Source organism: Paenibacillus tepidiphilus (assembly GCF_008635795.1).
GTDB lineage: Bacteria > Bacillota > Bacilli > Paenibacillales > Paenibacillaceae > Paenibacillus_AQ > Paenibacillus_AQ tepidiphilus.
The window spans coordinates 56,497-80,450 of record NZ_VWRQ01000008.1 but is presented as its reverse complement, the minus strand read 5'-3'; the positions used below and the strand labels follow the sequence as shown (position 1 = coordinate 80,450).

Here is a 23,954-nt window from a genome sequence, read left to right as displayed (position 1 = left end):
CGGATCGCGGGAGGAATTATGGAACACCCTGTTTATATTTTGGTTGTGGATGACCGGCCGGACGAAATCCTCTCTATCCAGGCACTGCTGACGGACACGCCCTACCGTCTCGTTGGAGCGAACTCGGGCATGGAAGCTCTGAAGTGCCTGCTGGAGCAGGAATTCGCCCTGATTATTATGGATGTGCTGATGCCGGACATGAACGGCTTCGAGACCGCCAAGCGGATCAAGATGCGGAAGAAGTCCAAGGATATTCCAATCATCTTCCTGACCTCGCTGACCTCCGAACTGGAGCATTACATGATGGCTTATTCGTCGGGAGCCATTGACTTCATGACCAAGCCATTCCATCCCCTGATTCTGAAGAGCAAGATCGAAGGCTTCGTGCGTCTTTATCAGGCGCGCAAAGCGCTTGTGCGTAAGACGCAGGAGCTGGAGAACGCCAATACGGTATTGACCGAGCTGAAAGAAACGGCTGAGGTGGCCCTGCAAATCAAGAGCGGCTTCCTGGCCATGATGAGCCACGAAATCCGCACTCCGCTGAATGGAATTATTGCCATGTCCGACATGCTGCGCACCTCGGCGCAGTCGCAGGAAGACCGCGAGATGGCCGAGATTATCCATACCAGCGGACACGCGCTCGTATCGGTCATTAATCATATTCTGGATTTCACGAAAATTGAAACCGGCAAAATGGAGCTGGACAAAGAGCTGTTCAACCTTCATTCCTGCGTGAAAGAGACCGTTGATCTATTCCGGGCACTGGCCCTCGAACGGCAGCTGCAGCTGAACACGGAAATCGATCCGGATATCCCACCGCTGCTGCTCGGCGACGGCAACCGGCTGCGGCAGGTACTGAACAACCTGATCGGCAACGCCGTCAAATTCACAAACGACGGCCAAGTGACCGTCTCTGTCAAGCTGAAGGCGCGGGAAGAAGCAGCCCTTTGGCTCGAATTTGTTATTGAAGACACCGGTATCGGCATTCCTGCTGACAAGATGAAATACCTGTTCCAGCCCTTCACTCAAATCGACGCGACCATCAGCCGCAGATTCGGAGGCACCGGACTCGGGCTCTCTATCTGCAAAATGCTGGTGGAGCTGATGGGCGGCACCATTTACGCCAAACCGGACAGGTCCCGGGGAGCGGCATTCGTATTCACCGTTAAAGTGCAGGAAGGAATGGCCGACTAACCGTTCTCAGTAAAAAAGGCAAGCCACGAGTCCGTGGCTTGCCTTTTATTATCTTTACTCAACCTCTTCCATGGCAGGAGCCGGATGAGCGGCGATGTACTCCACGGCGTTATAGAGCATCTCTGCCGCCTCTCCGCGGGTGATCGGGTCACCCGGGTGAAATTGCCCGCTGTGGTCCAGCCCGGTGATGCCGAGCACCAGCGCGCGCTGGATCGAGCCGTCATACCCGGAGGTAATCTCCCCGCCGTCGGCAATATCCACCGGGATGATTTTAATCATAGGCAGATTGCTGTGCAGTTCCATCGTCAGGATCAGGCGGTGCGTAAATTCCTCGCGTGTCCATGCCTTGCCCGGGTCCAGCTCGCGCGGCAGATCCATTCCGTTATTAGCTGCAATGATTAGCGCTTGCGCATACCAGGCTTTGTCATTTGCCTTGCTGAAGTAGTCCGTAGCCAGCGGTTCTTTGATAAAACGGATGGTATCCAGATTCAAATCGAGCCCGTTCACCAGCAGCTGAACGCCCTGCGCAGCAGTCAGCGGTACATCCGGCATAAACACTCCGCCGCCTACGCCCTGCAGTATGCCTTTTTGCTGAAGCTCCACGATATGCGCCTTGGCCGGGCTGCCGTCCAGATCGGAGAAATCGGCCCCTGCCGCATAGCTGTGCCCGCTACTGCCCACGGCCAGCACCGCGGTTGCCGCAATGAGAATACGGCCCCATGTATTGTTCGCCATTTCTGGTCACCTCTTCTTGGAATTTGGAGGGAAGTCCCTCCTTTTTCATCCAGACGGACAGCGCAGGAAAAAGTTGCAGCCCCCGCTTCCAGGTAGAGCCAAAATCTTCTTCATTAACCGCCAACTACGGCAATGAGCACCGGCAACATTACAAAAGAAGCCAGTGTCGTCCAAACAATGCACCGTGATACCAGCGAAGGCGAGCTGCCGAAGCGTTCGGCCAGCACCACCGAATTGACGGCAACCGGCATGGAGGCCAGGATGAGCAGCACCGAGAACAAGGTCCCTGTAATATTCAACAGCAGCAGAAGCAGCGCGGCAATCATCGGCGCCAGCAGCAGCCGGACGGATAACCCCGTCCAAAAGGCCAGCTGTACATTGCGGGCAGTCTGCGCCGCATTTACCTTGACCATCTGGGCGCCCAGAACGGCCAGGACCACAGGCGAGTAAGCGCCCGCCGCCAGGGAGACGCCCTGCGCCAGCTCCTGTGGCATATGCAGCTGAAACGCCCGCAGCAGAAGCGCCAGGATAGCCGCATAGATTGCCGGCAGCGAGAACACGGACTTCACCGCAGCCTTTACGGAGAATTGCGATCTGGCGGCGAAGTACACGCCGATGGTGTTGACGATGACCATCTGGGCGATGACATAGACGGAGGCCTTGTCCAGCCCCAGTTGGCCAAAGGCCAGCAGCACAAGCGGCAGCCCGTAATTCACGCTGTTGGTGAACGTGGAGATCAGCGTCAGCCCTGCGGCTTCGGGCGGGGGCAGCCGCAGGATTCGGCCAAGAGCGAGGGACAATGCCCATAGCACAAGCAAGTTGAGCAGAGAAAAGGCCAGCGTCTTATACACATCATCGAAGGAAATCTCCGCCGTAGCCAGTGTATCGAGAATGATGGCCGGGCTCAGAAAATATAAATACAGCGTCAGCAGCGGACCGGTATCCAGGCGCTTGAACTTGCCCAGCAGCACCCCGGCCAGCACGGGAATGGACAGCGGTACAATGACTCCGATCATGGTCGACCATACAGTCTGAATCACAGTTCAGGACTCCTCTATTGGTATGTTGCTTCTTACTATAACGTCCTCCGGCGGCTTCGTCTAAGATACGGAAACAATATGTTCCATAGACACGGCCTATAGCGCAGCACAAAAATCCCCGCGCTCCTGCGGAGCAGGAACCGGGGATTGCGAAAGGAACAGCCCTACAGCTTAATCTGCAGTAGCTCATATTTAATGATGCCCACCGGAGCATCCACGCTGATGATGTCCCCTACTTTTTTGCCGAGCAGCTCTTTGCCCAGGGGGCTTTCATAGGAGATCTTGTTGTCCGCCACGTTGGCCTCCGCCGGGCTGACCACCCGGTACTCGATTTGTTCAGCGAACTCCAGATCGTTCAGGACAACCAGGGCACCGATACTGACTGCGCTCAGATCCAGGCTGCTCTCGTCCACTACCCGGGCTTTGGTCAGCATCTTCTCCAGCGTCATAATCCGGGTCTCCATGAAGGACTGGTCCTCCTTGGCCGAGTGGTATTCGCTGTTCTCCTTCAGGTCGCCGTAGCTGATCGCCAGCTTGAGCCGGGCCGCCAGCTCTTTGCGCCCCTCCGATTTCAGCTGTCTCAGCTCATCCTCCAGCTGCTGCAAGCCTTCTTTGGTCACAATCACTTCTTCATTGTTGGACATGTTTACAACTCCTAATTCTTCCTGCGTTTTATTCTATTCTACCCCAAATCCGGTAAACATGCGAAAGGGAACTTTCCGGTACTGTCCTGTATTTCAAAAAAGCCCCGGGCTGGCCCGGGGCTTCCTGCGCTTCCTATTCCGGCAGATGCTCTTTACAGAACTGCGCCAGCTCTGCTTCTTCATCTTCTTCCAGATCGAAGTCCAGCAGCTTGCCTGTGGTCGTCTCCAGCAGATCGTAGGTGACCAGGCTGAACGCTTCATTGTCCACCTTGACCACCGCCCGCACGGATACACCGTTCTCTTGATACAACTCGTCGTCCTCCGGCACATTCAGATTGATGACGAATTCGTAGCGCTTGCCGCTGATAATCCCGAACGGATCGCGGATATATTCCGCGGTATACTCCGTAAATGTGAGCATTCCGATTCCTTCTTTCTTCAAATATGGCGTTTAGCCAACCGCCTTGCCGCTCTCCTGCTTGGCGGAGCCCCGCTCCTTCTGGATCTGCTTGCTGCGCAGCTGTCCGCAGGCGGCGTCGATGTCCGAGCCCTGCTCCAGCCGTGTGCTGACGCTTACGCCCTGTTTCTTGAGCGTATCAAAGAAGCCCCGCACCGTCTCCCGCTCCGGACGCTGGTACTGCCCGTGCTCATCCACCGGATTATACGGGATCAGATTCACATTGGCCAGCTGCCGCCGGTCGCCGATCAGCTCGGCCAGCTCCAGGGCATGCTCCTCACGGTCGTTGATGTCCTTCAGCAGAATATATTCCAGTGTAATTCTGCGGTTCGTCTTCTCCAAATAGTAATCAATCGCCGGCAGCAGCTTCTCCAGCGGGATCGCCCGGTTAATCTTCATAATCTGTGTCCGCAGCTCATTATTCGGTGCGTGCAGGGAGATTGCCAGGTTTACACCTACCCCAGCATCGGCAAATTCACGGATCTTGTCGGCCAGCCCGCTCGTTGAGACGGTAATGCCTTTGCCGGCAATGGCCAGCCCCTTGTGATCCTTGACGATAGCCAGGAAATCCAGCAGATTCGCAAAGTTATCAAATGGTTCGCCAATGCCCATCACCACGATATGGCTGACCCGGTTCCCCGGCTCTGTCAGATCGAGATGCTGCTGCACCTTCATAATCTGTTCGACAATTTCTCCGCTTCCCAGATCGCGGCTCTTCTTCAGCAGCCCGCTGGCGCAGAAGCTGCACCCGATATTGCAGCCGACCTGAGTTGTTACGCAGACGGAAAGGCCGTATTTCTGCCGCATGAGCACCGTCTCAATCAGGTTGCCGTCCTGCAGACGGAACAGAAATTTCACAGTACCGTCAACCGATTCCTGCTTCACATGCTCGTCCATTGTATAAAAGCCGAAGTGCTCCGCCATCAGCTGGGCGCATTCCTTGTTGACATCGCTCATCTCTGCGAAATCGGTGATGCGTTTGCGGTATACCCAGTCCCACACCTGCTTGGCGCGGGATTTCTTGTGCCCGCGCTCCAGCAGCCAGGCAGTCAACTGCTCCAGCGTTAATCCATAGATGGATGCTTTATTCATTCCTTGCCCTCTTTCCTTCACACAATTCAGATTCAGATCTATTTAACCCTGACGGAATAAGTTCGACAACATCTTGACATCACCCTATTGTCTCAAATTTTGTTTATTAAAACAAGGGAAATCCCTGGTGCAGCCGGGGAAAGCGCGGCTTTTATGCAGTGATTTTTTGGAATAAGAATGTTTTTGATTGCCGGTGTCAAACAAGGGTGCCAGCTCCGACGGGACATTCCAGTATATACTGGACTTATATTATATTCGGTAAAAAGATCCCGAGCCTGCAATTCTGCATACAGAAAGCGGTGTACTATGAGAAGCAAACTATTTGGAAGCCTCATCCTGATTCTTTTCGCCTTACGTATTGTAGACATCTTCTACGAGCTGATCCGCTATCACCGCGTTGACTATATCTCCATCGTCGTAGTTCTCTTGTTTGCGGTGGTTCTGTTTATGGTGGGGAAGAAATCTTTATAAGAGGGGATTGCGCGATTGGCAACACATCCACCTCATGCCACTTTAAGTCAAGCAGGACCGGCGGGAAAAATAACAGATGTATCCATTTGTAGCTGCCGTCTGCTGGCAGTTTGCCAAGCCGCACCCACACTAAGAAGGTGGATTAAAACAGTTGACTTCGGGTTTACGGGAGGGAGTTTGACGAATAAAAAAATTGGCTGTTTTGCTATTTTTAAGAGATTTTTCTCACATACAACCTTCTCCCGCCTGGCATAGTATAAAATCCGACTACGAACATTTGAGGTGCCTGATGAAGAAGAAACATGGTTTTTGGCTGGCAGGGGTAGTTGCAATATGTGTAATTCTGCTTGCAGTATTTACAGCATTCATGTCAGAAAGTAATGAGTCTGAATTGGAAAAGCTGCCTGCTTTAATGGACGCAACAGGGAAAATCGAACTTACAGTTGGTGATTTCCAGCTTTCCACCCAACCGTCCATCGGTGATCCGAATGCCCCCATAAAAGTCATAGAATTCGCAGACTTTAAGTGTCCCGCCTGCCGTAACTGGGATGTTTCAAATGCTGCTAAGTTCAAAAGCGACTATGTAGATACAGGAATGGTGCAGTTTTATTTCATTAACTTTCCTTTTCTCGGACCCGACTCTATTGAAGCCGCTGTTGCCGCAGAAATTATCTACAACCAGAATCCCGACAGCTTCTGGGAGTTTAAAGAGAAGCTGTTTCAGAACCAAGGGGAAGAAAAAACCATCTGGGCCACGGAGAAATTTCTGCTCAAGTTTGTGAAGGATAATATTCAAGGAATTGATTATGAACTGTTCAAGAAAGATCTACAGGAACACAAATACCTGTTCGATGTGAAAAAAGATTTCAAAATATCTGCTGCAAACGGAATCTATGGAACACCAAGCTTTGTTGTAAATGGAGAAAAGGTTGACGCTGCAAAACTAACAGAGAAAATTCAATCTCTTCTTAAATAAAAATCAGTACAGAGCAGCACCGAAGGTGCTGCTTGTTCGTTTTTTCTGAAGATCGCTCCATAGAGCTGGCGGATTACGGTTAGGGGCGAAAGCTGGAATCTCTTCAGCTTCCCTACTCGTTCTGTCCAGATTCTCACAGTTCTCCGTAGTATCATACTGGATTTGGATCGCTATGAATCCATTGCATCCTTGAAGGTTACCGCTCCTTTTCCTGCAAGGCACGAATGGTCTCAGCAATTCCCTGCGCGAAGGGGGTGGCCGGAATCGGCCCGATCAGCCGCTCGTATTTACTTCCGCTTAGCCGGAGCGGTTCCTCGGTCAGGTACAGCATCTCAACAATCTCCTTCATCACAGGCACGAACAAGCCAAGCAGCCGTAAGCCAGCCGCTCCGACCGGAATTACCGGCCGCGACTTCCCGCTTGCCGCCCGGGCCAGCCGGACAATCTCTTTGCCGGAGATGACACCCGGGCCGGGAATGTTCCAGTTCTGCCCGTAAGCCTCTTCCCTGCAGGCCAGCTCGACAATCATCCGGGCAGCATCGGGCAAATAGACATATTCTCGCGGAATCGTCATATTACCGATGAACATCCCCGGTTTCCCTGCAGCAATCGCTGCCAGTGTCGAACCCAGATAGGATGCTTCATTCGCCGTCGGACCATAATAATCGGGAAGGCGGACAATCATGCCGGATGTGCGGCTCCAGCGTGGGCTGAAGAACATATGCTCAAAAGCGAGCTTCGTCTGGCCCTTGCGAGTGTGAGGCCGCTTTGGATAGTCTTCGTCAATCGGCTGCTCGCCCGTTCTGCGGCCATAGGGATAAATCCCGTCGACCGCCACCACCCGGGCGGCCAGCCGGTTCGCCGCTTCCATCACCGCTTCCCCCATTGGCAACAGCTTGGTAGTCATCTCGTGATAAGGGACCGAAGCACTGTGAATAATAACGTCAGCCCCTTGTGAGGCGGTATAGATGTCATCCGCTTTAAATACATCTCCTGTACGCAGCTCAAGCCCTGGGGGGTTGCCAAGCTGTTGCGAAAGACGCTCCAGCTTGCCCATTGAACGTCCAAAGGCGACGGTCTCAATACCCCTTTTCAATAGCTCCGTAATAATCACTGTTCCAGTTCCTCCCGTTGCTCCCAACACAAGCGCTTTTTCCATCTCAAAATACCTCCCATGATAATTTAGTTATAGTGATTAGTCACTAACAAATAATGAAGAATGTGCGTTCGTTGTTGAACATGCCCATTAAATTCTTAAATTTTTTAATATCTGAGCCATATGCTATTCTTGATGCTATTTTTGCAGAATATAATTAGTTATTGATTAATCACTATTAATTAGTCGGATGTCCGGGATCGTTTCCCTGGACAAAGATATTCACGCATGTTTCGGTTTCAAATCCGGCATACCTAAAGCCATCGCAATATTGCACAGCATGCCGTTGGCCATGAAGGTGCTTACTTCCACCTCCGGGTTGCGAATTCCCGCATCCACAAACTTGCTCTTCACTAAATCTGTTACGGCAAGCATGCCATTCTGCATCGTCTGAAGAATCGGCTGGTCGCGGATGCCAAGAGCCTGCACCTGCAGCAAAATCTCATTGGGGTGAGTCTCCATCAGCTGCTCGTAGGAACGTATGGTTTCGGCGAGCAGTTGATCTGCGGGAGCCACGATAGCCTTAAACGTCCGGATAATCCGCTCAAAGGCCCGCTCCAGCGCCGCCACGAACAATTCCTCTTTGTTCCGGAACAGCTTGAAAATATAGGGCTGCGAAATACCTACCTTCTCAGCCACCTGCGCCGTAGTTGCACGATAATAACCATGCTCGGCAAACACGATTACCGCCGCCTCCAGAATCTGCTCCCGCCGGTTCGCGGCGGTCGCTTCGTCCGACTTGGAGCGGACCGTAGCCGTCTGCTTGTTGTTCATTGTCGACTCTCCTGTCTCTGGGAATAGGTTATTGATCAATCACTCTCTTGATTGCAGTATATGCTTAAAATTATAAACAATCAACCCCGGGCCGAAAAAAATTGTACTCCGGAGCAAGTCTACACCTGCTCCAGAAAATAGCTGTTGGCGGCATCCGTATATGTGGTGGGTGTCCATACCTCCCGCTGCGGCAGCATCTTCCGGCCGATGCACATCAGCATATAGGGCCGCAGCGGCAAACAGTCTTTAACCTTTAGCACATGCAATCCGTCCCGGACCGCAAGACCATCCGATATAAGCCGGTGGGAGTCAAAATACAGCCTGACCCCGGGAGTGTACGGCCGGGACGGGTCTGTACACACAAAGCCCAGCTGCCGGGAATTCACAACAATCTCCCCGCAGCCTTCAAGGACATCCAGCATGATGTAATCAGAATAATCAGCCGGCTCCAGCAGTGCTTTCAGGCCAATCTCGTGCACAGCGCACTGTCTTCTCCTCAGTTCAGCCGGCGACAGCAAAGCCCCGGTACGCTTAATGGCTGTCCATGACTCCAGAGTTGTGCTATGTACCAGATAGCGCGGATCATGCTCCCGGATGCCGCAGAGGCTCCCGCCGGATAATGACGGATGGAACTGGGCCATAGCCTGTTCCTGCTGCGCAGCCGGCGCTCGGACAATAACCGTCCGACCGTGCGCATTCTCATAGTCGGCGAAGTCCCGCAAGCGCGTTCCATGAATGTCTATCTGTGGATTGACGCTGAGCACATACACCCTGCTGCCCGGCCACACATTGGAATAATACGGCTGCTCTTCACCGTAGACAAATGCCGACCAATTTGGCCCGTAAGTTCCGTCCGGGCTGAACGGATTAGCAGCTACAGGCGTCCAGTCCCTATCTGCCCACAAAATATTATTCACAGCTTTTCGCCCCCTGTATCCGTTTACTGCATTATACGGGTTGAGCCACTGCTATGCGTTATGTTAGATCACACGCTCATACGCTCAGGCCGAGCCGACACGCGCTTAACTTATCCCGGGAGTTTTCTCGCGATCACCAACAGGTTGGATTTTCTTGGATGGCCTTCGTTATGCTATTCTTGATTTACAAAGGAGAGGTGATTCCAATGACCAAATTCTCAATGATTGCACGGTTTACGGCCAAACCGGGGGAGCGTGATACGCTGGCTGCCATTCTGCTGGAGGCTGCTGCAAATGCGGGCGGCACCGAGGATTGCCAGCAGTATATCATCCACTATCCTGCAGATCAGCCGGATGTTATTGTGGTAACTGAAATCTGGAGCAATGCGGAGGCACATGCCGCCTCCCTTGCCCTAGACGAGACCCGGGCAACGATCCAACGTGCCATGCCATTGATTGCCGGTGTCGAATCCACACGATTGACCCCTATAGGCGGCAAAGGCGCCTGAGTCCGTAGCGGTGAAGCAGGAGGCGTAATAACTCGCCTACAATCTAGACTCCGGGCATTCTCTTCGTTACTCCGGAGTACCGGCGGTCTCCGCCAGCCGCTCGATGATCCGCCGCTTCCGGTAGAGCATCTGCGCGGCTTCTGCCACATCCTCCAGCGCCTTGCGGTTGATGAACGCCCCGAAGAACATGCCGGCCACGGGAACGGCCTGAAACAGCTTCTTCCAGCCCCAGTTATCGCGGTACAAGGTAACGACCTCCCGCCAGCCCTGAAGCTTAGAGACCGCGGCATTCGTGCCTGCCGCGATATCGCCGCTTCCGCCGGCCTGCAGCTGCAGCTCCCGCAGGATGGTCCGCTTGCCGACGACGTCGGAGGAGGCGAACTGCATCACCTTAACGGTGAAGATCCGCTCGGCCTTATCGGCGGGATCATACCCATAGCAAAGGCCGATTTCCTGGATGGCCTTGAGCGAGAGCCCCAGTACCGCCGGGATATCGGCTAGCAGGGTGAACACCCCGCCGAATCCGGTCGTCGCCCCTTGCACGGTGGCCACATTGCGGCTGCTGCCGCTCAAGGAGCGGGCGGCGCTGTCCATAACGGCCAGCGGATACGGGCCTTGGCCGCTGCCGCCCGCCGCACGGCCGGCCTTCTCCAGCAAGCTGCCCACCTTCCGTCCGGCCACCAGATACTTGCCGCCGTTCTGGATATAGGCGCCAAGCTCATCCAGCAGTGCGCCGATCCTGGCATGCACAAACTTCGGGGTAAGCTTATCGAACAGCTTAAACGGCAGCCGGGTAATCCGGTCCCAAATCATCAGCTGATTCTGCTCCTTCTCCCACTTCTCGATTTCGGCCAATGCGGCGCGCAGCTGCTCCGGCGTCTCCAGATATACCTGCCTTTCTCCGCTGTCCATCATCTCATCGCCTCCTTGGATGCTTATGCTTCTCTTAACATAATAACCCGCTGCGTGCCCAATTGATGCAGAAAGCCCTGCCGCCGGACAATAACCACTCACCGATGCCCCAGAAGGAGGAGCTAATGGGGTGCGGGGTGCGGGGTGCGGGGTGCGGGGTGCGGGGTGCAGGGTGCGGGGTGTGGGGTGCGGAGTGCGGGGGACTGGGGACGGGGCAGGTGCTGAGTCCAAGTCACCCGGCAGGGGCCCAGTAGACACTCGTATACTGCAAAAAAGCATTCCCGGCGCACCGGAAATGCCTTCATGCTGACGCTGCTATTCTTCAAATTCGCCGGCCTGCTCCCGGAGCGCACTCAGCCGCTCCTTCTCTTCGTTCAGCCGCGCTTCAACCAGATCGACCCCCTGGCCGCCGATAGAGCCTTCGGGCGCATGACCGTACGCCTCGATGGCATGATCCAGGCTGCTCTCCGCCTGGGCGAGCGTTTGCTCGCTAGGATGGCTCAGCGCTTGGCTGATCGCATTATGCAGCTTGGTTATGGAATCATGCGCCTGGTCCACCGTACTGTTGGTACGCTGGCTTGATTCATAATGCCTCATACATTGTTCCTCTCCTTCCATCACGCGTTCCCCTATAGGATGGATAGGAGGAGAAGGAATTATACGAGAAATATAGCCAATATGGTCGTCGCAGCCAGCCCGATCAGCACCGGCTTCAGATTCCGGCGGGCCAGCTCAAAGGGGCTGACGCCGCAGATCGCCGCCGCAGGAATCAGGGCCCACGGGATCAGTGTGCCGCCGCCCACCCAGATTGCCGCCACCTGTCCGAGGGCGGTCAGGGTCGCCGCGCCGGACTGAATCGCTGCCGCGAACAGTTGGGCGATTGAGCCGGCCAGCGAGATGCCGGAGAAGCCCGAGCCGTCAAGGCCGGTAATGACGCCGATTACAGTCATCGTTACGGCACCCACCGCACCGTTCAGCGGCACATGGTCGGCGAGGGCGACGCCCAGATCGTTGACTATGCCGTGCGAGGCCTCCGGCAGCACCTGGCCGAACAGCTCAGTGAACGCCGCATCGCCCAGATAGAAGAATGCGGCGATCGGAATCACCGGACCGAACACCTTGAAGCCAAACACAAACCCCTCAATCAGATAGGAAGTAACCTGCTCCAGCCCGCGGTTGCGGTGGGCAATCAAAGTAATGGAGATCAGAATCAGCACAGCGGTTCCGCCGACGAGCGCCGTGGCGTCGCCGCCCTGCAGGCCAAGCGCGAACATGGCTGCCACATCCAGCACAAACAACAGCAGAATTGCAACGGCCAGCTTGCGCCTTAATCCGGGTGCCAGCTTCACCGGAGCCGGGACCCCTATACCCTTCTCCCGCAGCGGCTCTGCGCCCCCCGCCGCAGATACCAGCCCGTCTCTCCAGGTCCCGTTCTTCATATCCCGGCGCATCATCCAGAAGGCCGTGACCGTGGTGACCGCGCCCATGACGATGACCAGCGGTACACTCGCCTCCATAACGCTGGAGACGGGCAGGCCGGCAGCATCGGCGGTCAGCTTCGGGGCGCCCTGAATGATATAATCACCGGACAGCGCAATCCCGTGGCCGAACAGATTCATCGCCATCGCCGCGCCGAGCGCAGGCAGCCCTACCCGGAGCGCCACCGGCAGCAGTACGGCGCCGATCAGCGCCACCGCAGGCGAAGGCCAGAAGAACATCGAGGTCACCAGCATAATCACGCCGATGCCCCAATACGCCAGCGCCGGGGTCCGCAGAAAGCGGGTCAATGGGGCCACCATCGTCTCGTTGATCCCTGTGATGATCAGCACCCGGCTCATTGCCACGATAATGGAGATGATCATAATGGTGCCAAGCAGCTCTCTCGTAGCGTAAATAAAGGAATTAAAAATGCCCGACACCGACCCGCTGAGCGTGCTGGTAGCCAGCAGTCCAAGCGTAAAGATTCCGGCCACACAGATCATCGTGGTGTCGCGCCTCCGGATTAACAGCGCCATAATAAATACGATAAATATCAGATATACATAATGGATCGCGGTTAACTGGATGCTCATCGCCGGTACGCCCCCTTTCATCCATAGCAAGCCATTGCCAGATGGTGCTATATGCTATGCTGGAAGGTAGGCGGTTGTTCACCCGCAGAGCTTCTGTCTGACAATTTTCGCTACATCCCGGGGCAGAACTGCTCTGCCGGAATTCGCTCGGCCAGCCGGGTACAGAACTGTAACGCGAAATTGTTCATATGCCGAATCCCTCATTTGTGATATTTTGTAAATAAAAACAAATCGAGGAGGCTGGTCATGATCATTCGTATCCGCCGGAGCCCTATATTTGTAATCATTCTTGCGGTAGCCGCAGCAGTCGTTGCCTTATCGGTAATGAACCTGGAAATGAATATGCTGCTGCCGCTGGGTGCAGGATTCGTTCTGCTGTTCGGGCTGATTGCGTTCTATCTCCTGCGCTGCTATTTCATCTTCGGGGAAGATTCTTTCGTCTATGTTATCGGCTTTCAGAAGAAGCATATCCCTTACAGCACGATCACCCAGGTCGGACTCTCCGATGACCTGTCCTCAGCCCCTGCCTGGACAACGACCCGGATTGAGATTCGGTCTGCTGCAGGCCGCGTCCTGCTGTCCCTACCCGCCCGCGAAGATACCCCTGCGTTCATCAACAGAATTCAGGAGCATTGCAAGGGAGCCCGGATTGAGCTGGAGAAGCTGTCCTCTTTGTAATACGTGCAGCCCTCTTCTCCTTCCAAAATGCTCTCGCATCAATGCCCTTACCGGTCACGCTGCACTACAGGGCAAAACCAAAAGCCGATAGACGGCCCTTCCCGAGGGTACCGGTCTATCGGCTTTGTTCTGTTCATTCCGCCTGGCTTGTTAGCCGGCAGCGATTATATTACCTGCGCATGAAGGCTGTAGTCACGCCCGCAATGCGCCGGGTCCTTATTGCCCCAGTGCCCCGGCTGCGGCAGCCTCGCCGCCCAGCCGCCCGGAGGTGAAGGAGTAGCCGATGCCGACACCGTTGCCGACATAAGTATCGTTGAAGAGTACACCCTCCGATTCCAGACCTACTGCATACAGGCCCTGTACCGGCACGCGCTTGTCGTTCAGCACCTGGAATTTGGTGTTGACGAGGAGACCGCCGACGGAGCCCAGATTGTTGATCTCGGCAATGACCGCGTAGTACGGTCCGCTTTCGCCCATAGGCAGCAAATATTCCTTAGCTTTGCCGAATTCGGTGTCTACACCGGTCTTCGCCGCAGCTTCATAGCTCTTGAACGCTTCGGCGAACACGGCGGCATCCATACCGGCATTGGCCGCGAGCTCCTCGATGGTGTTGCCTTTATAGCCGTCGCCATTGGCCACCATGGATTCAAATACCTTGTCCGCATCTGTCCAAGGATTGTCCAGCTTGAACTTGTCGGCGAACGTTGCGTAGAATTCCGGAGGCATGCCCGGCAGGCTTGGCGCTTTTACACCCTTCATTCCCTGAGCCTTCAACGCATCGATCTGTGACTTCGAGACGATGACCAGGTGGTAGGCGCCGTTGAACGCGCTGGTATTGGCTGCGGCCACCGCAGTCAGCGTCGCCGCTTCGTCGCGGAATCTGGCGCCGGAAGGACCGACGTTCATAAAGGTAGGCAGGTAGGTCAGCATCACCGGATAGCTGGCCTGGAACGGCTCATACTGCCCCTTCAGCTTCTCGGTCGCTCTGGCCAGCGTCTGGTGCAGCATCTGGCCGCCGAAATTATCGGGAACCTTCGCGCCCGCATCCCAGGCCATCTGCAGGCCTTCGCCGATATTCTGGCCCAGGCCGCCGTTGACGCCCTCGAAGCCGAAGGCCTCCTTGACCATTTCCTTGTTGGCGGCGTAGCCGCCTGTCGCCATGATTACGCTCTTCCCGGTAATCTCCAGCGTCGTTCCGTCGGCCTTCTCGGCCACTACGCCGGACACTTCACCGCCAGCGCCCGTAAGGAGCTTCTTGGCGGTTGTCTCTGTAATTACTTGTCCACCGTTCTTCTCTACCGATTCTGCCAGCATGGCGCGGAGCAGGTCCTGACGCGTCTCATACGCCGGCAGCACATGCAGCTGTTCGCCGCCGAAATTCATAAACGTCGTCTGGTAGCCTTTGCCTGTCAGCCAGTCATACGTTTCTCCGGATTTGGCAACGTATTGGCGGATCGCCGCCGCGTCCACACGCCAGTGGTTGTTGACGATCCAGTTGGCAATCTCATCTTCCACGTTGACCTTAAGTCCGCCGGCAACTGCAGCCGAAGAGTTATAGAATTTACCGGCCCAGGACAGATTGCTGGCCCCGCCGATAGTCGCGGTCTTCTCAATCAGGATGACCTTTGCGCCTTTGTCCGCCGCTGATACCGCTGCCGACACGCCGGAAGCGCCTGCGCCTACAACCACGACATCGGCTGTAAGCTGCTCGGTCTTGCCTTCGCCGGCTTTGACCACCGCTCTGGATTTGAAGACCTCCACATCGCCGCCTGCCTGCTTCAGCGCATCTTCGACTGCCGCCAGAAGAGCATTGCTGGTCTCCGAGGCGCCGCTGACCGCATCAACCGCCAGCGTCTGGCCGGCAATGATCTGTTCTTTGACTGTATTAATCGCTTCTACTCCGATGCCCGCCGTTTCGTTCTGGCTGAGCACCTGAATATCTGTAATGGTCATCGTATCGTCGAGCGTCACTTCAACTTCGATTTTGCCATCCTTGCCATCGGCTTCCGCCTTGTAGGTTCCGGCCTTGAACGAAGCCGGAATCTCACCGGTTTCACTGGTATCCGCCTGCTGCGTCGCTTCAGGCGCGGCTGACGGCTGCTCCGAGGCTGCCGGTTCATTGTCGTTGCCGCTGCAGCCGATGACCGACAGGATCATCACCAGGCACAGCGAGACCAGCAGCAGTTTGCCGAGTTTTGGTTTAAGCACTTTCTTTTCCCCCTAATGAATAGTTTCTGTGTGCACAGCTTCTGCGGTCCGTTGCTTCTCTCCCAGGACCCTTCCAGTTACGAACCGAGTGTAAACCTTGGTGCCGCACCAAGGTCAATGAACGTTATGTGAAAATTTTCTCATACTATAAGAAGGAACCGGCTCAGATCGGAATGTTGATCTCCAAAAAGGTCCGGTTCTGTTCGCAGCTCCGCTCTGTAAACAGAATTTTGCCATAGATGTCTCCGGTAACGGTGTAGCGGTGCTCCCGGGCATAATCCAGCATAAACTGGAACGACTCCTGCCCGATGTACTCCTCGTAACTGATCTCGATCACCGCTGATATACAGGTACACGGCTTCATGTATTCAGCGCTGCCGCTGACCTCGATTCCAAGCTTCTGCCGGTCCTCCTCCAGGAGGGCCAATCCCCAGGTATAGTCCAGCTCCCCGCTGCCGCCGAGTTCTCTGCTGTCTGCAATCCGGAAGGAGTAGAACGTAAAGGGCAGCAGCTCCATCCACTCCTGAACCGCTGGTCGCAGATTGTCCTGTTGCAGCAGCTGGTTCTTGTTCGTCTGCGGGATGCGGTACATCCCGGGTGCCTGGCGGATGCGGCAGCGGTATAAGTAATCTCCGATATCCATCAGCTCTCGGTGGATTTCACTCACCTTCTGCAGCAGCAGTGTACTACGCCGGATTTCCTCCTCCAGCTGCTCTCTGGCAGCGGCAATGGACTCGACCACCCGCTCGGACGGCGCGTCGGTAACCAGCTCGGCGACATCCTGCAGCGGAATCTGCATACTGCGGTACCATCTGCTGGAGAGCAGATTTCTGGCGTCCAGATCGTCAAAATAGCGGTAATTGTTGTGGCAGCCCTTGACCGGGCGGACGATATCATGCTTCTCATACAGCCGCAGCGTATCGGCGGTAATGCCGAGAATAGATGCGAATTCTCCGATGGAATACTTCATGCAAACCCCCAGCTTTGTCGAAATTTCGCTTTTATCTCTTAATATAGTGGGTTTGTACGGTTAGGGTTTGTGGATTTTGTCACATCGTTTATACTTAAATGTACTAGAATGCAAAGCGAAACCGTAGAGGAGCTGTGCGGCAATGAACCTGTCAGACAAGGTGGCGAGCCTTCCGCTGACCCCCGGTGTATACCTGATGAAGGATGGCTTGGGCCAAATCATCTATGTCGGCAAGGCCAAGCAGCTGAAGCGGCGGGTCCAGTCTTATTTTTATCAATCCAAGGGCCATTCGCCCAAGGTCAAGCAGCTCGTCACGCATATCCGCGACTTGGATTACATCCTGACGGATACAGAATTTGAAGCGTTTATGCTGGAGTGCCGGATGATCAAGGAAATCAAACCTATGTACAATCGAAAAATGAAGAACCCGCTCGCCTACACCTACATTACGGTCCAGCAGGAGAAGACCCGCCGCCAGCTGGCGGTGAGCTATGATTCCGAAGCCTCGGCTGCTGTTCGGCAGTTCGGACCTTATACGAGCAGAGGCACTGTAGAGCGGGCGGTTCAAGGGATGAAGGAAAGCCAGCGCATTCTGTGCGGCAGCCCGGGCATTAAGGGTTCCTACTGTCTGAATCATTCCCTGGGCATATGTATGGGCATGTGCGGTAATCCTGAGGTATGGCCGAAGTATGAGGAAGTTATTGATAAAATCATTGCGCTCCTGGAGGGCACCGATACGGAGATTGTGGAGGAGCTTGAACGGCGGATGAACGGGGCGGCGGAACGCTACGACTTCGAAGGCGCGGCCAAATACCGCGATTATGTGTCAGCGGTGCACGCGCTGCTGCAGAAGGAGCGGGTCATCGGCTTTGCGGAGGCGAACCGGAATATAGCTGTAATCGAGCGGATGGATGAGGAGATCATCAAGCTGATTCTGATCAGAGGCGGACAATTGCTTGCCCAGGAGAAGCTGGAGACCACCGGACTGGAACTGCAGGATATCCGTCAGCGGGTGCTGGGGTTGATAGAGACCCACTTCTCGCCCGCAGCGGACGGACCGACCAAGGTTACCCGCCATGAGATCGACGAAGCGCAGATTATTTACAGCTACCTGAAGGAACGGCCGGGTCAATATCTGGTGATTCCGGCCGGGCATCTGGCCCCGCAGCAGGGCGTTCTCCTGTCCGGCGCGGTAGACAGCTGGCTGGCTCCGGTATTGGCCGCCGAGCTGGAGTAGTGCCCTTCTATTCTCTGACGGCTGCTTAATTGCAGTTTGTACAACTATTTCGTTGCTTGGGCTATACTTTCCGGGCTTAGTTGCACTTTGTACACTTATAAGCAGGCAAACCGGCGGCCCGGCAGTGAATCGGTTCATTTAGCTGCACCAAATACAACTATAGCAGGATTGCGGCAGTATAGCCGATGTTTAGTTGTACTGTTTACACTTATTCCCCTATTGTCTTACGACGACCCTCGTTTTATCTGGATGAAGCAGGCCCACGCGGCCACTCCAGCTTATCGGCAAAACGCCTTACCTCCGCTTCGAATAGAAAAAGGAACATACACCGTACTAACCCGGTGTATGTTCCTCGATATTCGTTCCCCACATTAAGAGCTTAAATGCTTAAAAGCTGTACTCCTCTTCCCTGCTGCCAATTATTTGCCTGCAAGGATCTCCTTCACTCCTTCAATCAGCGGCGTCAGCGGACGCTGCAGCAGCTTGGCGAGATCGCCGCTCGGCTGATCGAGCGCTCCTTCGCGGATGGCAGTCTGGATCGCCACGACGATCGGCAATGCCGCCTCCGGCACACCCACGCCGGCCATAATTTCCGAATAGGCCTTATCGTCCACCTGCTGCACCTTCACCTCTTGGCCCAGCGCTTCACTGACTACAGCCGCCAGCCCGTCTTGCGTCAGCGGCTCTCCGGACAACTCATACACCGTGTTGTCATGTCCCTCACCCGCAAGCACAGCTGCCGCCGCTTCTGCATAATCGCGGCGGGTGGCCCAGCCTACCTTGCCGTCTCCAGCCGAGGTCACCCAAGGGGCGCCTGCCGCAGCGGCCTGGATGGAGCCTGCTTCATTCTCCAGGTACCAGTTGTTGCGCAGGAAGGAGTACGGAATGCCCGATTCGCGGATGAAGCCTTCGGTCGCCTTATGGACCGGCGCCAGGAACAGGGTGCTGTTGTCGGCATCGCCGACACTCGTGTAGGCGATGAAGCCCACGCCGGCGCGCACGGCCGCATCGACTGCCGCTTTATGCTGGCGGATACGGGTATCGTTGTCGCCGTCGGCCGAGACGATCAGCAGCCGGTCAATGCCGGCAAAGGCCGCTGCCAGACTCTCCGGATGATCGAAATCGCCGTGGCGGACCTCAACCCCCTGTGCCTGTAAATGTGCCGCTTTCGCGGGAGTGCGCACACTAACAACAATATTCTCCGCCGGTACTGTCTTCAGCAGAGTCTCCGCTACAATAGAGCCAAAATGTCCGGTCGCGCCTGTCAAGCCAATTCTCATGTTCTGATTCCTCCATGTGATTGATAGGTATTTAAACTGCCGCTAATAATCATGCTGTAGATGCTATAATGGAGGTTTTCGCTCCTGTAACCATTGTAGTTACAATTGCTGTGATTGTCAATTGCCCCCGACGGAATGAATTAGCCTCATGAATTTGTCTGATGAATTGTCTGATAGATTTGTCTGATAGATTTGTCTGATGGATTAGCCTGACGCTTTAGCTGGCCCATGAACCACACGATTAGCCCACTGTCTTGAAATAACGGTACACCCGTGCCAGCTTGCGGTCATGCCCGCCCTTCGGACTCTCCATACCGCCGAATTCGAAGAATTTCACGCTGCGGATGCCGACATAATTGAACAGCGCCCGCTTCATCAGCACCTTATGGGCATTATTCAGCCACAACAACGGGTAATGGGCCGGTCCCTTCATCGAGGAGATGCATACGACCGATTTGCCTTGGAGCAGCCCTTCGGGAATCAAACCGCCCTTGTCGCGGTAAGCGAAGTTCGAGGCAAACATGCGGTCAATGTAACCCATGAGCATTGCCGGCGGCCGCCCCCACCAGATCGGATAGACCAGCACAATCCGCTCGGCCCAGAGCAGCTGCTCCCGGTACTTGCTCAGCTCCGGGTCGATGTGCATATCCCGGCGGCGCTTCTGCTCCCCGAATTCCAGCAGCGGATTGAACTGCTCTGCATACAAATCCAGCACCTGAATCTCCCGGCAGCCCGGATTCTCGCGGCAGCCGCGGATAACCTCCTGCAAAAAGGCGTAGCTTAAGCTCTGATGATTGGGATGAGTATAGATAATCAACGTGTTCATGAGGCCCTCCTTTAGTTGTCTTTTGATAACAAAAACAATAGCATCCCGAAATTTAGTTGTCAAATGATAATTGTTATTAGATAATATTATTGCTATGTTGTCTTCTGGAGGTGACTATAAGTGGACAATCATCCGTTATTCAAAAAATTCGTGGCCTTCACCGCCGCCGTCCATCAGATTACGAACGATATTACCAAGGATGTAAAGCCGGAAACGCTCACACCGGTTCAATATAAAATCCTCGAATATATTGCGGTCAGCCAGCCGGTGACGCTCAGCGAAATCAGTGACTGCATGCATATGTCGATGCCCAATACAAGCCGCGAGCTGCGGAAGCTGACAGAGAAGGAGCTGCTGGTCAAGGTGACGGACCCGGCCGACCGGCGCAAGCAGGGCATCACGCTGTCTCCCGAAGGCCAGGCCATGATCGACGAAGTCTTTCGGGGCGCCGCGCAGCGGGTCGGCGAACGGATCGAGCACCTGACAGCGGAGCAGCAACAAGAGATCGAGCGAGCGCTCGACCTGCTGCAGGAGAAGATATTCTACGTGTAACAGGTACTGTTGAGCGCCCTGATTGAAGTGCGCCCCAATAATTACCACAGAACCTTTTATGCCCATTATCGTCCAAGTGGTGTAGTAACCATTCTATCCACAAGGTGATGAACTCATGACGAAGACGAACAAGCTGCTGCTGCCGCTCCTGGCGTTACCTCTGGTTTATTTCAATCCGGCTCCGGCAGAAGCGGCGACAGTGACTGCCGGAAAGCCGGCGGCGGTATCCATCATTCTGGACGGCAAGCCGTATCAGCCGGAGGCGGAGCCGCTCAATATCAACGGCACAGTGCTCGTCCCGCTGCGCGGGCTGTTTACGAAGCTGGGAGCGGAGCTCTCCTGGGATAATGCCTCCAAGACGGTTACAGCGGTCAAAGGGGACAGCTCGCTGACCTACCAAATCGGCAGCAACGCTGCGCGGCTGAACAGCCAGACGCTGAGCGTGCCCGTCCCCGGCCGGCTTGAGGAAGGTCAGAGCCTCATCCCGCTGCGGCTCGTCAGCGAAACGCTGGGCGGCACTGTGAGCTGGATGCCGGCTACCGGCACGGTGCAGATCTCCTCGACGGCCGGATATGAAACATCCATCCGCTGGGGAGTTAATCTGCGCAGCACCCCCGATGCCGCCGGAGAAGCGGTAAGCGGTGAACTGCTTCCGGGCGGAAGCAAGGTGCATGTCCTTAGCGAGGCAGGGACCCTCTGGCTGAAAGTGCGGACGGAAGACGGCAAGATCGGATACATCTCAGCCAAGCCGAAGTATACCGACTACACAAGTGATTCCCTGCTGCTTAAGCAAGGCGAAGCGCTGATTACTTACGGTCTCAAGTTTAAGGGAACCCCCTATGAATTCGGGGCCTCGCCGGACCAGACCGCTACCTTTGACTGCTCCTCTTTTGTGAAGCGCCTCTATTCCGATGTCTTGTCGGTGGATCTGCCCCGCGTCTCCTACAATCAGGCTGAAGAAGGAGTTAAGGTCGGAGTGAACGAGCTGCGCACGGGAGACCTGCTGTTCTTCAGCGCCCGCGGTCTGGACATCGGACATGTGGCCATCTATGCCGGGAATAATCAGATTCTTCACACCTATTCCAAGGAACAAGGCGTACATATGGAAGCTTTCGACGGGAAATGGAAGGAACGGTTTGTTACGGCGCGCAGAATTTTATGATGCGCTCATGCAAGCAACCCCCGCCCCGGAAAGGAACGGCCTGCAAAGGCCGCATCCCTCCGGTTGCGGGGGTTGCTTTATTTTAAATGATATATTGGGACATGTTCAGAGGGGGCCCGATGCATACCGTCCAAATGATGCGTCACGCGGTTGCGGCCATTCTCCTTAGAGACATAGAGGGCCTCGTCTGCCTTCCTCAGCAGGGACTCGCTGGAATCCTGCCCGGTAAAGGTGGCGATGCCTATGCTTATCGTGATCCTCACCGGCTCCCATACCGCCCCGGCGACATTCAGCCGCAGATTCTCCGCCACGAGCTTAGCCTCTGCAGCATTCAGGCCGGGCAGAAGCAGCACAAATTCCTCTCCGCCATATCTGGCAACCGTGTCCTGTTCGCGGCAATGGTAGGTCAGAAGGCCGCCGAGCAGCTCCAGTACCTGATCGCCGGCAAGATGCCCGAAGGTATCGTTCACCCGTTTGAAGTGGTCGATGTCGACAATAAGCAGCGAGAACGGCTCCGCCGCTGCGGCGCAGGTTGTCAGCATCGCGTCCAGATGCTCCTGCAGATAACGGCGGTTCCTTAGTCCGGTCAGCTTGTCCGTTGTGGACAGATCGAGCAGAACCGCGTTCAGCTCGAGAAGCTCCGTCTGTTTCTGGCCGATTTCGGCGTGCAGCTGCTGCAGGCGTGCAAGCACCTGCTCCTGCTCCAGGTAGGCCTCCTCGAGCCGGGTCTTCGCCCCCCGCAGCTCCTGCTCATAATCGAGCCGCTTGCTCATTTGGACCATTACACAGTCGATGGTCTCGTCACCTGCGCGCTCGCTGCGTCTGCCGTTCAGAATGAACGGGATCGACTGCCCAGCCCGGTTTTTAATGCTGATAAACAGCTCCTCCACATGTCCGCTTAAGTTGATATGAGGATAGAAATAGGAATGGAAGATCAGCTGATTGGCTTTGGACATAATGGATTCAACATGCGTATGCAGTAATTCCCCGCGCGAGTAGCCCATCATATCCAGAAATGTCTGATTGACACTGGTCATTATTCCTTCGTGGGTCAGGGAAAAATACCCGCACGGGGCATAATCCAACCGTTCATCCATACTGCCGATACCTCTCAATACTAATAATCATCCGGATATTCCTTATTGCAAAAACTCGCAGATCAGCGAAACCGTCTCCTCCGGATGGCTGATATGCGGATAGTGGCCCTTCGCCTTCATCAGGCGGAGTGTGCTGTTCTTCAGCTGCCGGTGCAGATACTCGCCCACCTCCATCGGCACAATGCTGTCATCGGAGCATTGCATGATCAGCGTGGGAATGGCCGCGTTCGGCAGCTCCTGCCGGTGATCCGACAGGAAGGTGACCTCGGCGAATTCCCGCGCAATCGCCGGATCGGCGGCAATAAAGCTCCGCTCCAGCTCCTGCGTCAAATGGGGAAGCTCCGGATTGTTCATGGCCAGCGGCGCCATGAAGCTGGCCCAGCCGCTGAAGTTCATCTCCATCATCTCCAGCAGCTCCAGAATATCACTGCGCTCGAACCCGCCGTAATAATCCCCATCATTCAAGTATCGCGGCGACGGGCCGATCATGACCAGCTTGTGGAACAGCTCCGGCCGTTCTATGGAAGCCAGCATCCCGATCATCGAGCTGACGGAATGACCGACGAAGATCATATCGGTCAGGTCCACCGCGTCCGCAATATCGAACACATCCTGCACATAGCCGCGGAACGTGCCGTACTTCTCCAGACTGTATGCAGTCAGGTCCGAGCCGCCCGAGCCTACGTAATCAAACAGCACCAGACGGTAGTCCTTCATAAAGGCAGGTGTGATCATGCTCCACATGGTTTGATCGCAGCCGAACCCATGGGCGAACATCATCACACGACTGCCTTCCCCTATTACCTTAACCTTGTTCCTTGCCAATACATCGCTCATTCTCTTATACTCCCTTACTTACGTATCCTAACAATTCTGAGTGTTTCCCTGAAAAATAGCAAGGAAATCGCTATAGCAATCCCCTTGTTCATTCCAGAATCGTGTCAACTTGCAGGCAGGCGGGGCCCCCGGCTGGAAGGCCTGGGGTACGCTTCGTC

The 23,954-nt window shown here is 55.2% G+C and carries 25 protein-coding genes; 8 read left to right on the top strand and 17 right to left on the bottom strand.

Going from position 1 to position 23,954, the window contains the following annotated elements; translation table 11 throughout:
- The first annotated feature begins 18 nt into the window (after window positions 1–18).
- Window positions 19–1,194, top strand: coding sequence for an ATP-binding response regulator (locus F1379_RS12325; protein ID WP_150269962.1), 1,176 nt, complete (start codon window positions 19–21; stop codon window positions 1,192–1,194).
- Window positions 1,195–1,248: 54 nt separating this feature from the next.
- Here the strand turns inward: F1379_RS12325 and F1379_RS12320 are convergent, their stop codons facing one another.
- From F1379_RS12320 to rlmN, 5 genes are all read right to left on the bottom strand, one after another.
- Window positions 1,249–1,929, bottom strand: coding sequence for an S-layer homology domain-containing protein (locus F1379_RS12320; protein WP_150269960.1), 681 nt, complete (start codon window positions 1,927–1,929; stop codon window positions 1,249–1,251).
- Window positions 1,930–2,042: 113 nt separating this feature from the next.
- Window positions 2,043–2,969: an AEC family transporter gene (locus F1379_RS12315; protein WP_150269957.1), complete on the bottom strand. Its 927-nt coding sequence runs from the start codon at window positions 2,967–2,969 to the stop codon at window positions 2,043–2,045.
- 164 nt (window positions 2,970–3,133) lie between these two features.
- Window positions 3,134–3,613, bottom strand: coding sequence for a transcription elongation factor GreA (gene greA / locus F1379_RS12310; protein ID WP_150269955.1), 480 nt, complete (start codon window positions 3,611–3,613; stop codon window positions 3,134–3,136).
- Window positions 3,614–3,746: 133 nt separating this feature from the next.
- A complete protein-coding gene (locus F1379_RS12305; RefSeq protein ID WP_150269953.1) occupies window positions 3,747–4,034 on the bottom strand; it encodes a DUF6509 family protein in 288 nt (95 codons plus the stop codon).
- 30 nt (window positions 4,035–4,064) lie between these two features.
- The gene (rlmN, locus tag F1379_RS12300) at window positions 4,065–5,162 is read right to left on the bottom strand and encodes a dual-specificity RNA methyltransferase RlmN (protein WP_150269951.1); all 1,098 of its coding nucleotides are present in this window, start codon (window positions 5,160–5,162) and stop codon (window positions 4,065–4,067) included.
- Between the two features lie 306 nt (window positions 5,163–5,468).
- Between rlmN and F1379_RS29750 the strand changes: the two genes are divergently transcribed.
- Together F1379_RS29750 and F1379_RS12295 are read left to right on the top strand one after the other, a co-directional pair.
- Complete coding sequence (locus F1379_RS29750; protein WP_162551140.1) at window positions 5,469–5,633, top strand: hypothetical protein; 165 nt, start codon at window positions 5,469–5,471, stop codon at window positions 5,631–5,633.
- Window positions 5,634–5,922: 289 nt separating this feature from the next.
- Window positions 5,923–6,609: a DsbA family protein gene (locus F1379_RS12295; RefSeq protein ID WP_150269949.1), complete on the top strand. Its 687-nt coding sequence runs from the start codon at window positions 5,923–5,925 to the stop codon at window positions 6,607–6,609.
- A 196-nt stretch (window positions 6,610–6,805) separates the two neighbouring features.
- Here F1379_RS12295 and F1379_RS12290 read toward each other — a convergent pair whose 3' ends face one another.
- The 3 genes from F1379_RS12290 to F1379_RS12280 form a co-directional block, all read right to left on the bottom strand.
- Window positions 6,806–7,768, bottom strand: a complete 963-nt coding sequence (locus tag F1379_RS12290) for an NAD-dependent epimerase/dehydratase family protein (protein ID WP_150269947.1) — start codon at window positions 7,766–7,768, stop codon at window positions 6,806–6,808.
- A gap of 219 nt (window positions 7,769–7,987) precedes the next feature.
- Complete coding sequence (locus F1379_RS12285) at window positions 7,988–8,539, bottom strand: TetR/AcrR family transcriptional regulator (RefSeq protein ID WP_150269945.1); 552 nt, start codon at window positions 8,537–8,539, stop codon at window positions 7,988–7,990.
- Window positions 8,540–8,658: 119 nt separating this feature from the next.
- A complete protein-coding gene (locus F1379_RS12280) occupies window positions 8,659–9,456 on the bottom strand; it encodes a hypothetical protein (RefSeq protein WP_203457086.1) in 798 nt (265 codons plus the stop codon).
- A gap of 206 nt (window positions 9,457–9,662) precedes the next feature.
- Here F1379_RS12280 and F1379_RS12275 point away from each other — a divergent pair, with 206 nt between their 5' ends.
- Window positions 9,663–9,965 carry a putative quinol monooxygenase gene (locus F1379_RS12275; RefSeq protein ID WP_150269943.1) on the top strand — a complete coding sequence of 101 codons (303 nt, stop codon included), beginning with the start codon at window positions 9,663–9,665 and terminating at the stop codon, window positions 9,963–9,965.
- A 66-nt stretch (window positions 9,966–10,031) separates the two neighbouring features.
- Here the strand turns inward: F1379_RS12275 and F1379_RS12270 are convergent, their stop codons facing one another.
- The 3 genes from F1379_RS12270 to F1379_RS12260 all read right to left on the bottom strand — a co-directional run bounded on the left by F1379_RS12270 (window position 10,032) and on the right by F1379_RS12260 (window position 12,949).
- Window positions 10,032–10,877, bottom strand: a complete 846-nt coding sequence (locus F1379_RS12270; RefSeq protein WP_420850495.1) for an EcsC family protein — start codon at window positions 10,875–10,877, stop codon at window positions 10,032–10,034.
- A gap of 315 nt (window positions 10,878–11,192) precedes the next feature.
- Window positions 11,193–11,474 carry a hypothetical protein gene (locus F1379_RS12265; RefSeq protein ID WP_150269941.1) on the bottom strand — a complete coding sequence of 94 codons (282 nt, stop codon included), beginning with the start codon at window positions 11,472–11,474 and terminating at the stop codon, window positions 11,193–11,195.
- A 59-nt stretch (window positions 11,475–11,533) separates the two neighbouring features.
- Window positions 11,534–12,949: a hypothetical protein gene (locus tag F1379_RS12260; RefSeq protein ID WP_150269939.1), complete on the bottom strand. Its 1,416-nt coding sequence runs from the start codon at window positions 12,947–12,949 to the stop codon at window positions 11,534–11,536.
- Window positions 12,950–13,195: 246 nt separating this feature from the next.
- Here F1379_RS12260 and F1379_RS12255 point away from each other — a divergent pair, with 246 nt between their 5' ends.
- Complete coding sequence (locus F1379_RS12255; protein ID WP_150269936.1) at window positions 13,196–13,627, top strand: PH domain-containing protein; 432 nt, start codon at window positions 13,196–13,198, stop codon at window positions 13,625–13,627.
- A 216-nt stretch (window positions 13,628–13,843) separates the two neighbouring features.
- On the opposite strand, the gene F1379_RS12250 is transcribed toward F1379_RS12255, so the two are convergent.
- Both F1379_RS12250 and F1379_RS12245 read right to left on the bottom strand, forming a co-directional pair.
- Window positions 13,844–15,835, bottom strand: a complete 1,992-nt coding sequence (locus F1379_RS12250) for an FAD-dependent oxidoreductase (RefSeq protein WP_239004649.1) — start codon at window positions 15,833–15,835, stop codon at window positions 13,844–13,846.
- 163 nt (window positions 15,836–15,998) lie between these two features.
- Complete coding sequence (locus F1379_RS12245; protein ID WP_150269934.1) at window positions 15,999–16,805, bottom strand: MerR family transcriptional regulator; 807 nt, start codon at window positions 16,803–16,805, stop codon at window positions 15,999–16,001.
- Between the two features lie 142 nt (window positions 16,806–16,947).
- Between F1379_RS12245 and F1379_RS12240 the strand changes: the two genes are divergently transcribed.
- Window positions 16,948–18,042 (top strand): UvrB/UvrC motif-containing protein, encoded by a 1,095-nt coding sequence (locus tag F1379_RS12240; protein WP_150269932.1) that lies wholly within the window; start codon window positions 16,948–16,950, stop codon window positions 18,040–18,042.
- Window positions 18,043–18,461: 419 nt separating this feature from the next.
- Here F1379_RS12240 and F1379_RS12235 read toward each other — a convergent pair whose 3' ends face one another.
- On the bottom strand, window positions 18,462–19,322 hold the full coding sequence (locus F1379_RS12235) for an SDR family oxidoreductase (RefSeq protein WP_150269929.1): 861 nt from the start codon (window positions 19,320–19,322) through the stop codon (window positions 18,462–18,464).
- A 241-nt stretch (window positions 19,323–19,563) separates the two neighbouring features.
- Complete coding sequence (locus F1379_RS12230; RefSeq protein WP_150269927.1) at window positions 19,564–20,148, bottom strand: NAD(P)H-dependent oxidoreductase; 585 nt, start codon at window positions 20,146–20,148, stop codon at window positions 19,564–19,566.
- Window positions 20,149–20,268: 120 nt separating this feature from the next.
- On the opposite strand from F1379_RS12230, the gene F1379_RS12225 reads away from it, so the two are divergent.
- Both F1379_RS12225 and F1379_RS12220 read left to right on the top strand, forming a co-directional pair.
- Window positions 20,269–20,700, top strand: a complete 432-nt coding sequence (locus tag F1379_RS12225; RefSeq protein ID WP_150269924.1) for a MarR family winged helix-turn-helix transcriptional regulator — start codon at window positions 20,269–20,271, stop codon at window positions 20,698–20,700.
- Between the two features lie 115 nt (window positions 20,701–20,815).
- Entirely contained in the window at window positions 20,816–21,862 is a 1,047-nt protein-coding gene (locus F1379_RS12220) for a C40 family peptidase (protein ID WP_150269922.1), read from the top strand.
- Between the two features lie 77 nt (window positions 21,863–21,939).
- Here the strand turns inward: F1379_RS12220 and F1379_RS12215 are convergent, their stop codons facing one another.
- A complete protein-coding gene (locus F1379_RS12215; RefSeq protein WP_150269920.1) occupies window positions 21,940–22,959 on the bottom strand; it encodes a sensor domain-containing diguanylate cyclase in 1,020 nt (339 codons plus the stop codon).
- Between the two features lie 42 nt (window positions 22,960–23,001).
- Window positions 23,002–23,796: an alpha/beta fold hydrolase gene (locus F1379_RS12210; protein WP_150269918.1), complete on the bottom strand. Its 795-nt coding sequence runs from the start codon at window positions 23,794–23,796 to the stop codon at window positions 23,002–23,004.
- Window positions 23,797–23,954: the final 158 nt, after the last annotated feature.

What these genes read in the sequence shown, in the direction of transcription:
- F1379_RS12240 (WP_150269932.1), top strand. Translation starts at nt 16,948, where the DNA reads ATGAACCTGTCAGACAAGGTGGCGAGCCTTCCGCTGACCCCCGGTGTA.
- F1379_RS12295 (WP_150269949.1), top strand. Translation starts at nt 5,923, where the DNA reads ATGAAGAAGAAACATGGTTTTTGGCTGGCAGGGGTAGTTGCAATATGT.
- greA (WP_150269955.1), bottom strand. Translation starts at nt 3,613, where the DNA reads ATGTCCAACAATGAAGAAGTGATTGTGACCAAAGAAGGCTTGCAGCAG.
- F1379_RS12275 (WP_150269943.1), top strand. Translation starts at nt 9,663, where the DNA reads ATGACCAAATTCTCAATGATTGCACGGTTTACGGCCAAACCGGGGGAG.
- F1379_RS12230 (WP_150269927.1), bottom strand. Translation starts at nt 20,148, where the DNA reads ATGAACACGTTGATTATCTATACTCATCCCAATCATCAGAGCTTAAGC.
- F1379_RS12270 (WP_420850495.1), bottom strand. Translation starts at nt 10,877, where the DNA reads ATGGACAGCGGAGAAAGGCAGGTATATCTGGAGACGCCGGAGCAGCTG.
- F1379_RS12220 (WP_150269922.1), top strand. Translation starts at nt 20,816, where the DNA reads ATGACGAAGACGAACAAGCTGCTGCTGCCGCTCCTGGCGTTACCTCTG.
- rlmN (WP_150269951.1), bottom strand. Translation starts at nt 5,162, where the DNA reads ATGAATAAAGCATCCATCTATGGATTAACGCTGGAGCAGTTGACTGCC.
- F1379_RS12305 (WP_150269953.1), bottom strand. Translation starts at nt 4,034, where the DNA reads ATGCTCACATTTACGGAGTATACCGCGGAATATATCCGCGATCCGTTC.
- F1379_RS12245 (WP_150269934.1), bottom strand. Translation starts at nt 16,805, where the DNA reads ATGAAGTATTCCATCGGAGAATTCGCATCTATTCTCGGCATTACCGCC.
- F1379_RS29750 (WP_162551140.1), top strand. Translation starts at nt 5,469, where the DNA reads ATGAGAAGCAAACTATTTGGAAGCCTCATCCTGATTCTTTTCGCCTTA.
- F1379_RS12260 (WP_150269939.1), bottom strand. Translation starts at nt 12,949, where the DNA reads ATGAGCATCCAGTTAACCGCGATCCATTATGTATATCTGATATTTATC.
- F1379_RS12235 (WP_150269929.1), bottom strand. Translation starts at nt 19,322, where the DNA reads ATGAGAATTGGCTTGACAGGCGCGACCGGACATTTTGGCTCTATTGTA.
- F1379_RS12325 (WP_150269962.1), top strand. Translation starts at nt 19, where the DNA reads ATGGAACACCCTGTTTATATTTTGGTTGTGGATGACCGGCCGGACGAA.
- F1379_RS12210 (WP_150269918.1), bottom strand. Translation starts at nt 23,796, where the DNA reads ATGAGCGATGTATTGGCAAGGAACAAGGTTAAGGTAATAGGGGAAGGC.
- F1379_RS12265 (WP_150269941.1), bottom strand. Translation starts at nt 11,474, where the DNA reads ATGAGGCATTATGAATCAAGCCAGCGTACCAACAGTACGGTGGACCAG.
- F1379_RS12255 (WP_150269936.1), top strand. Translation starts at nt 13,196, where the DNA reads ATGATCATTCGTATCCGCCGGAGCCCTATATTTGTAATCATTCTTGCG.
- F1379_RS12290 (WP_150269947.1), bottom strand. Translation starts at nt 7,768, where the DNA reads ATGGAAAAAGCGCTTGTGTTGGGAGCAACGGGAGGAACTGGAACAGTG.
- F1379_RS12285 (WP_150269945.1), bottom strand. Translation starts at nt 8,539, where the DNA reads ATGAACAACAAGCAGACGGCTACGGTCCGCTCCAAGTCGGACGAAGCG.
- F1379_RS12320 (WP_150269960.1), bottom strand. Translation starts at nt 1,929, where the DNA reads ATGGCGAACAATACATGGGGCCGTATTCTCATTGCGGCAACCGCGGTG.
- F1379_RS12215 (WP_150269920.1), bottom strand. Translation starts at nt 22,959, where the DNA reads ATGGATGAACGGTTGGATTATGCCCCGTGCGGGTATTTTTCCCTGACC.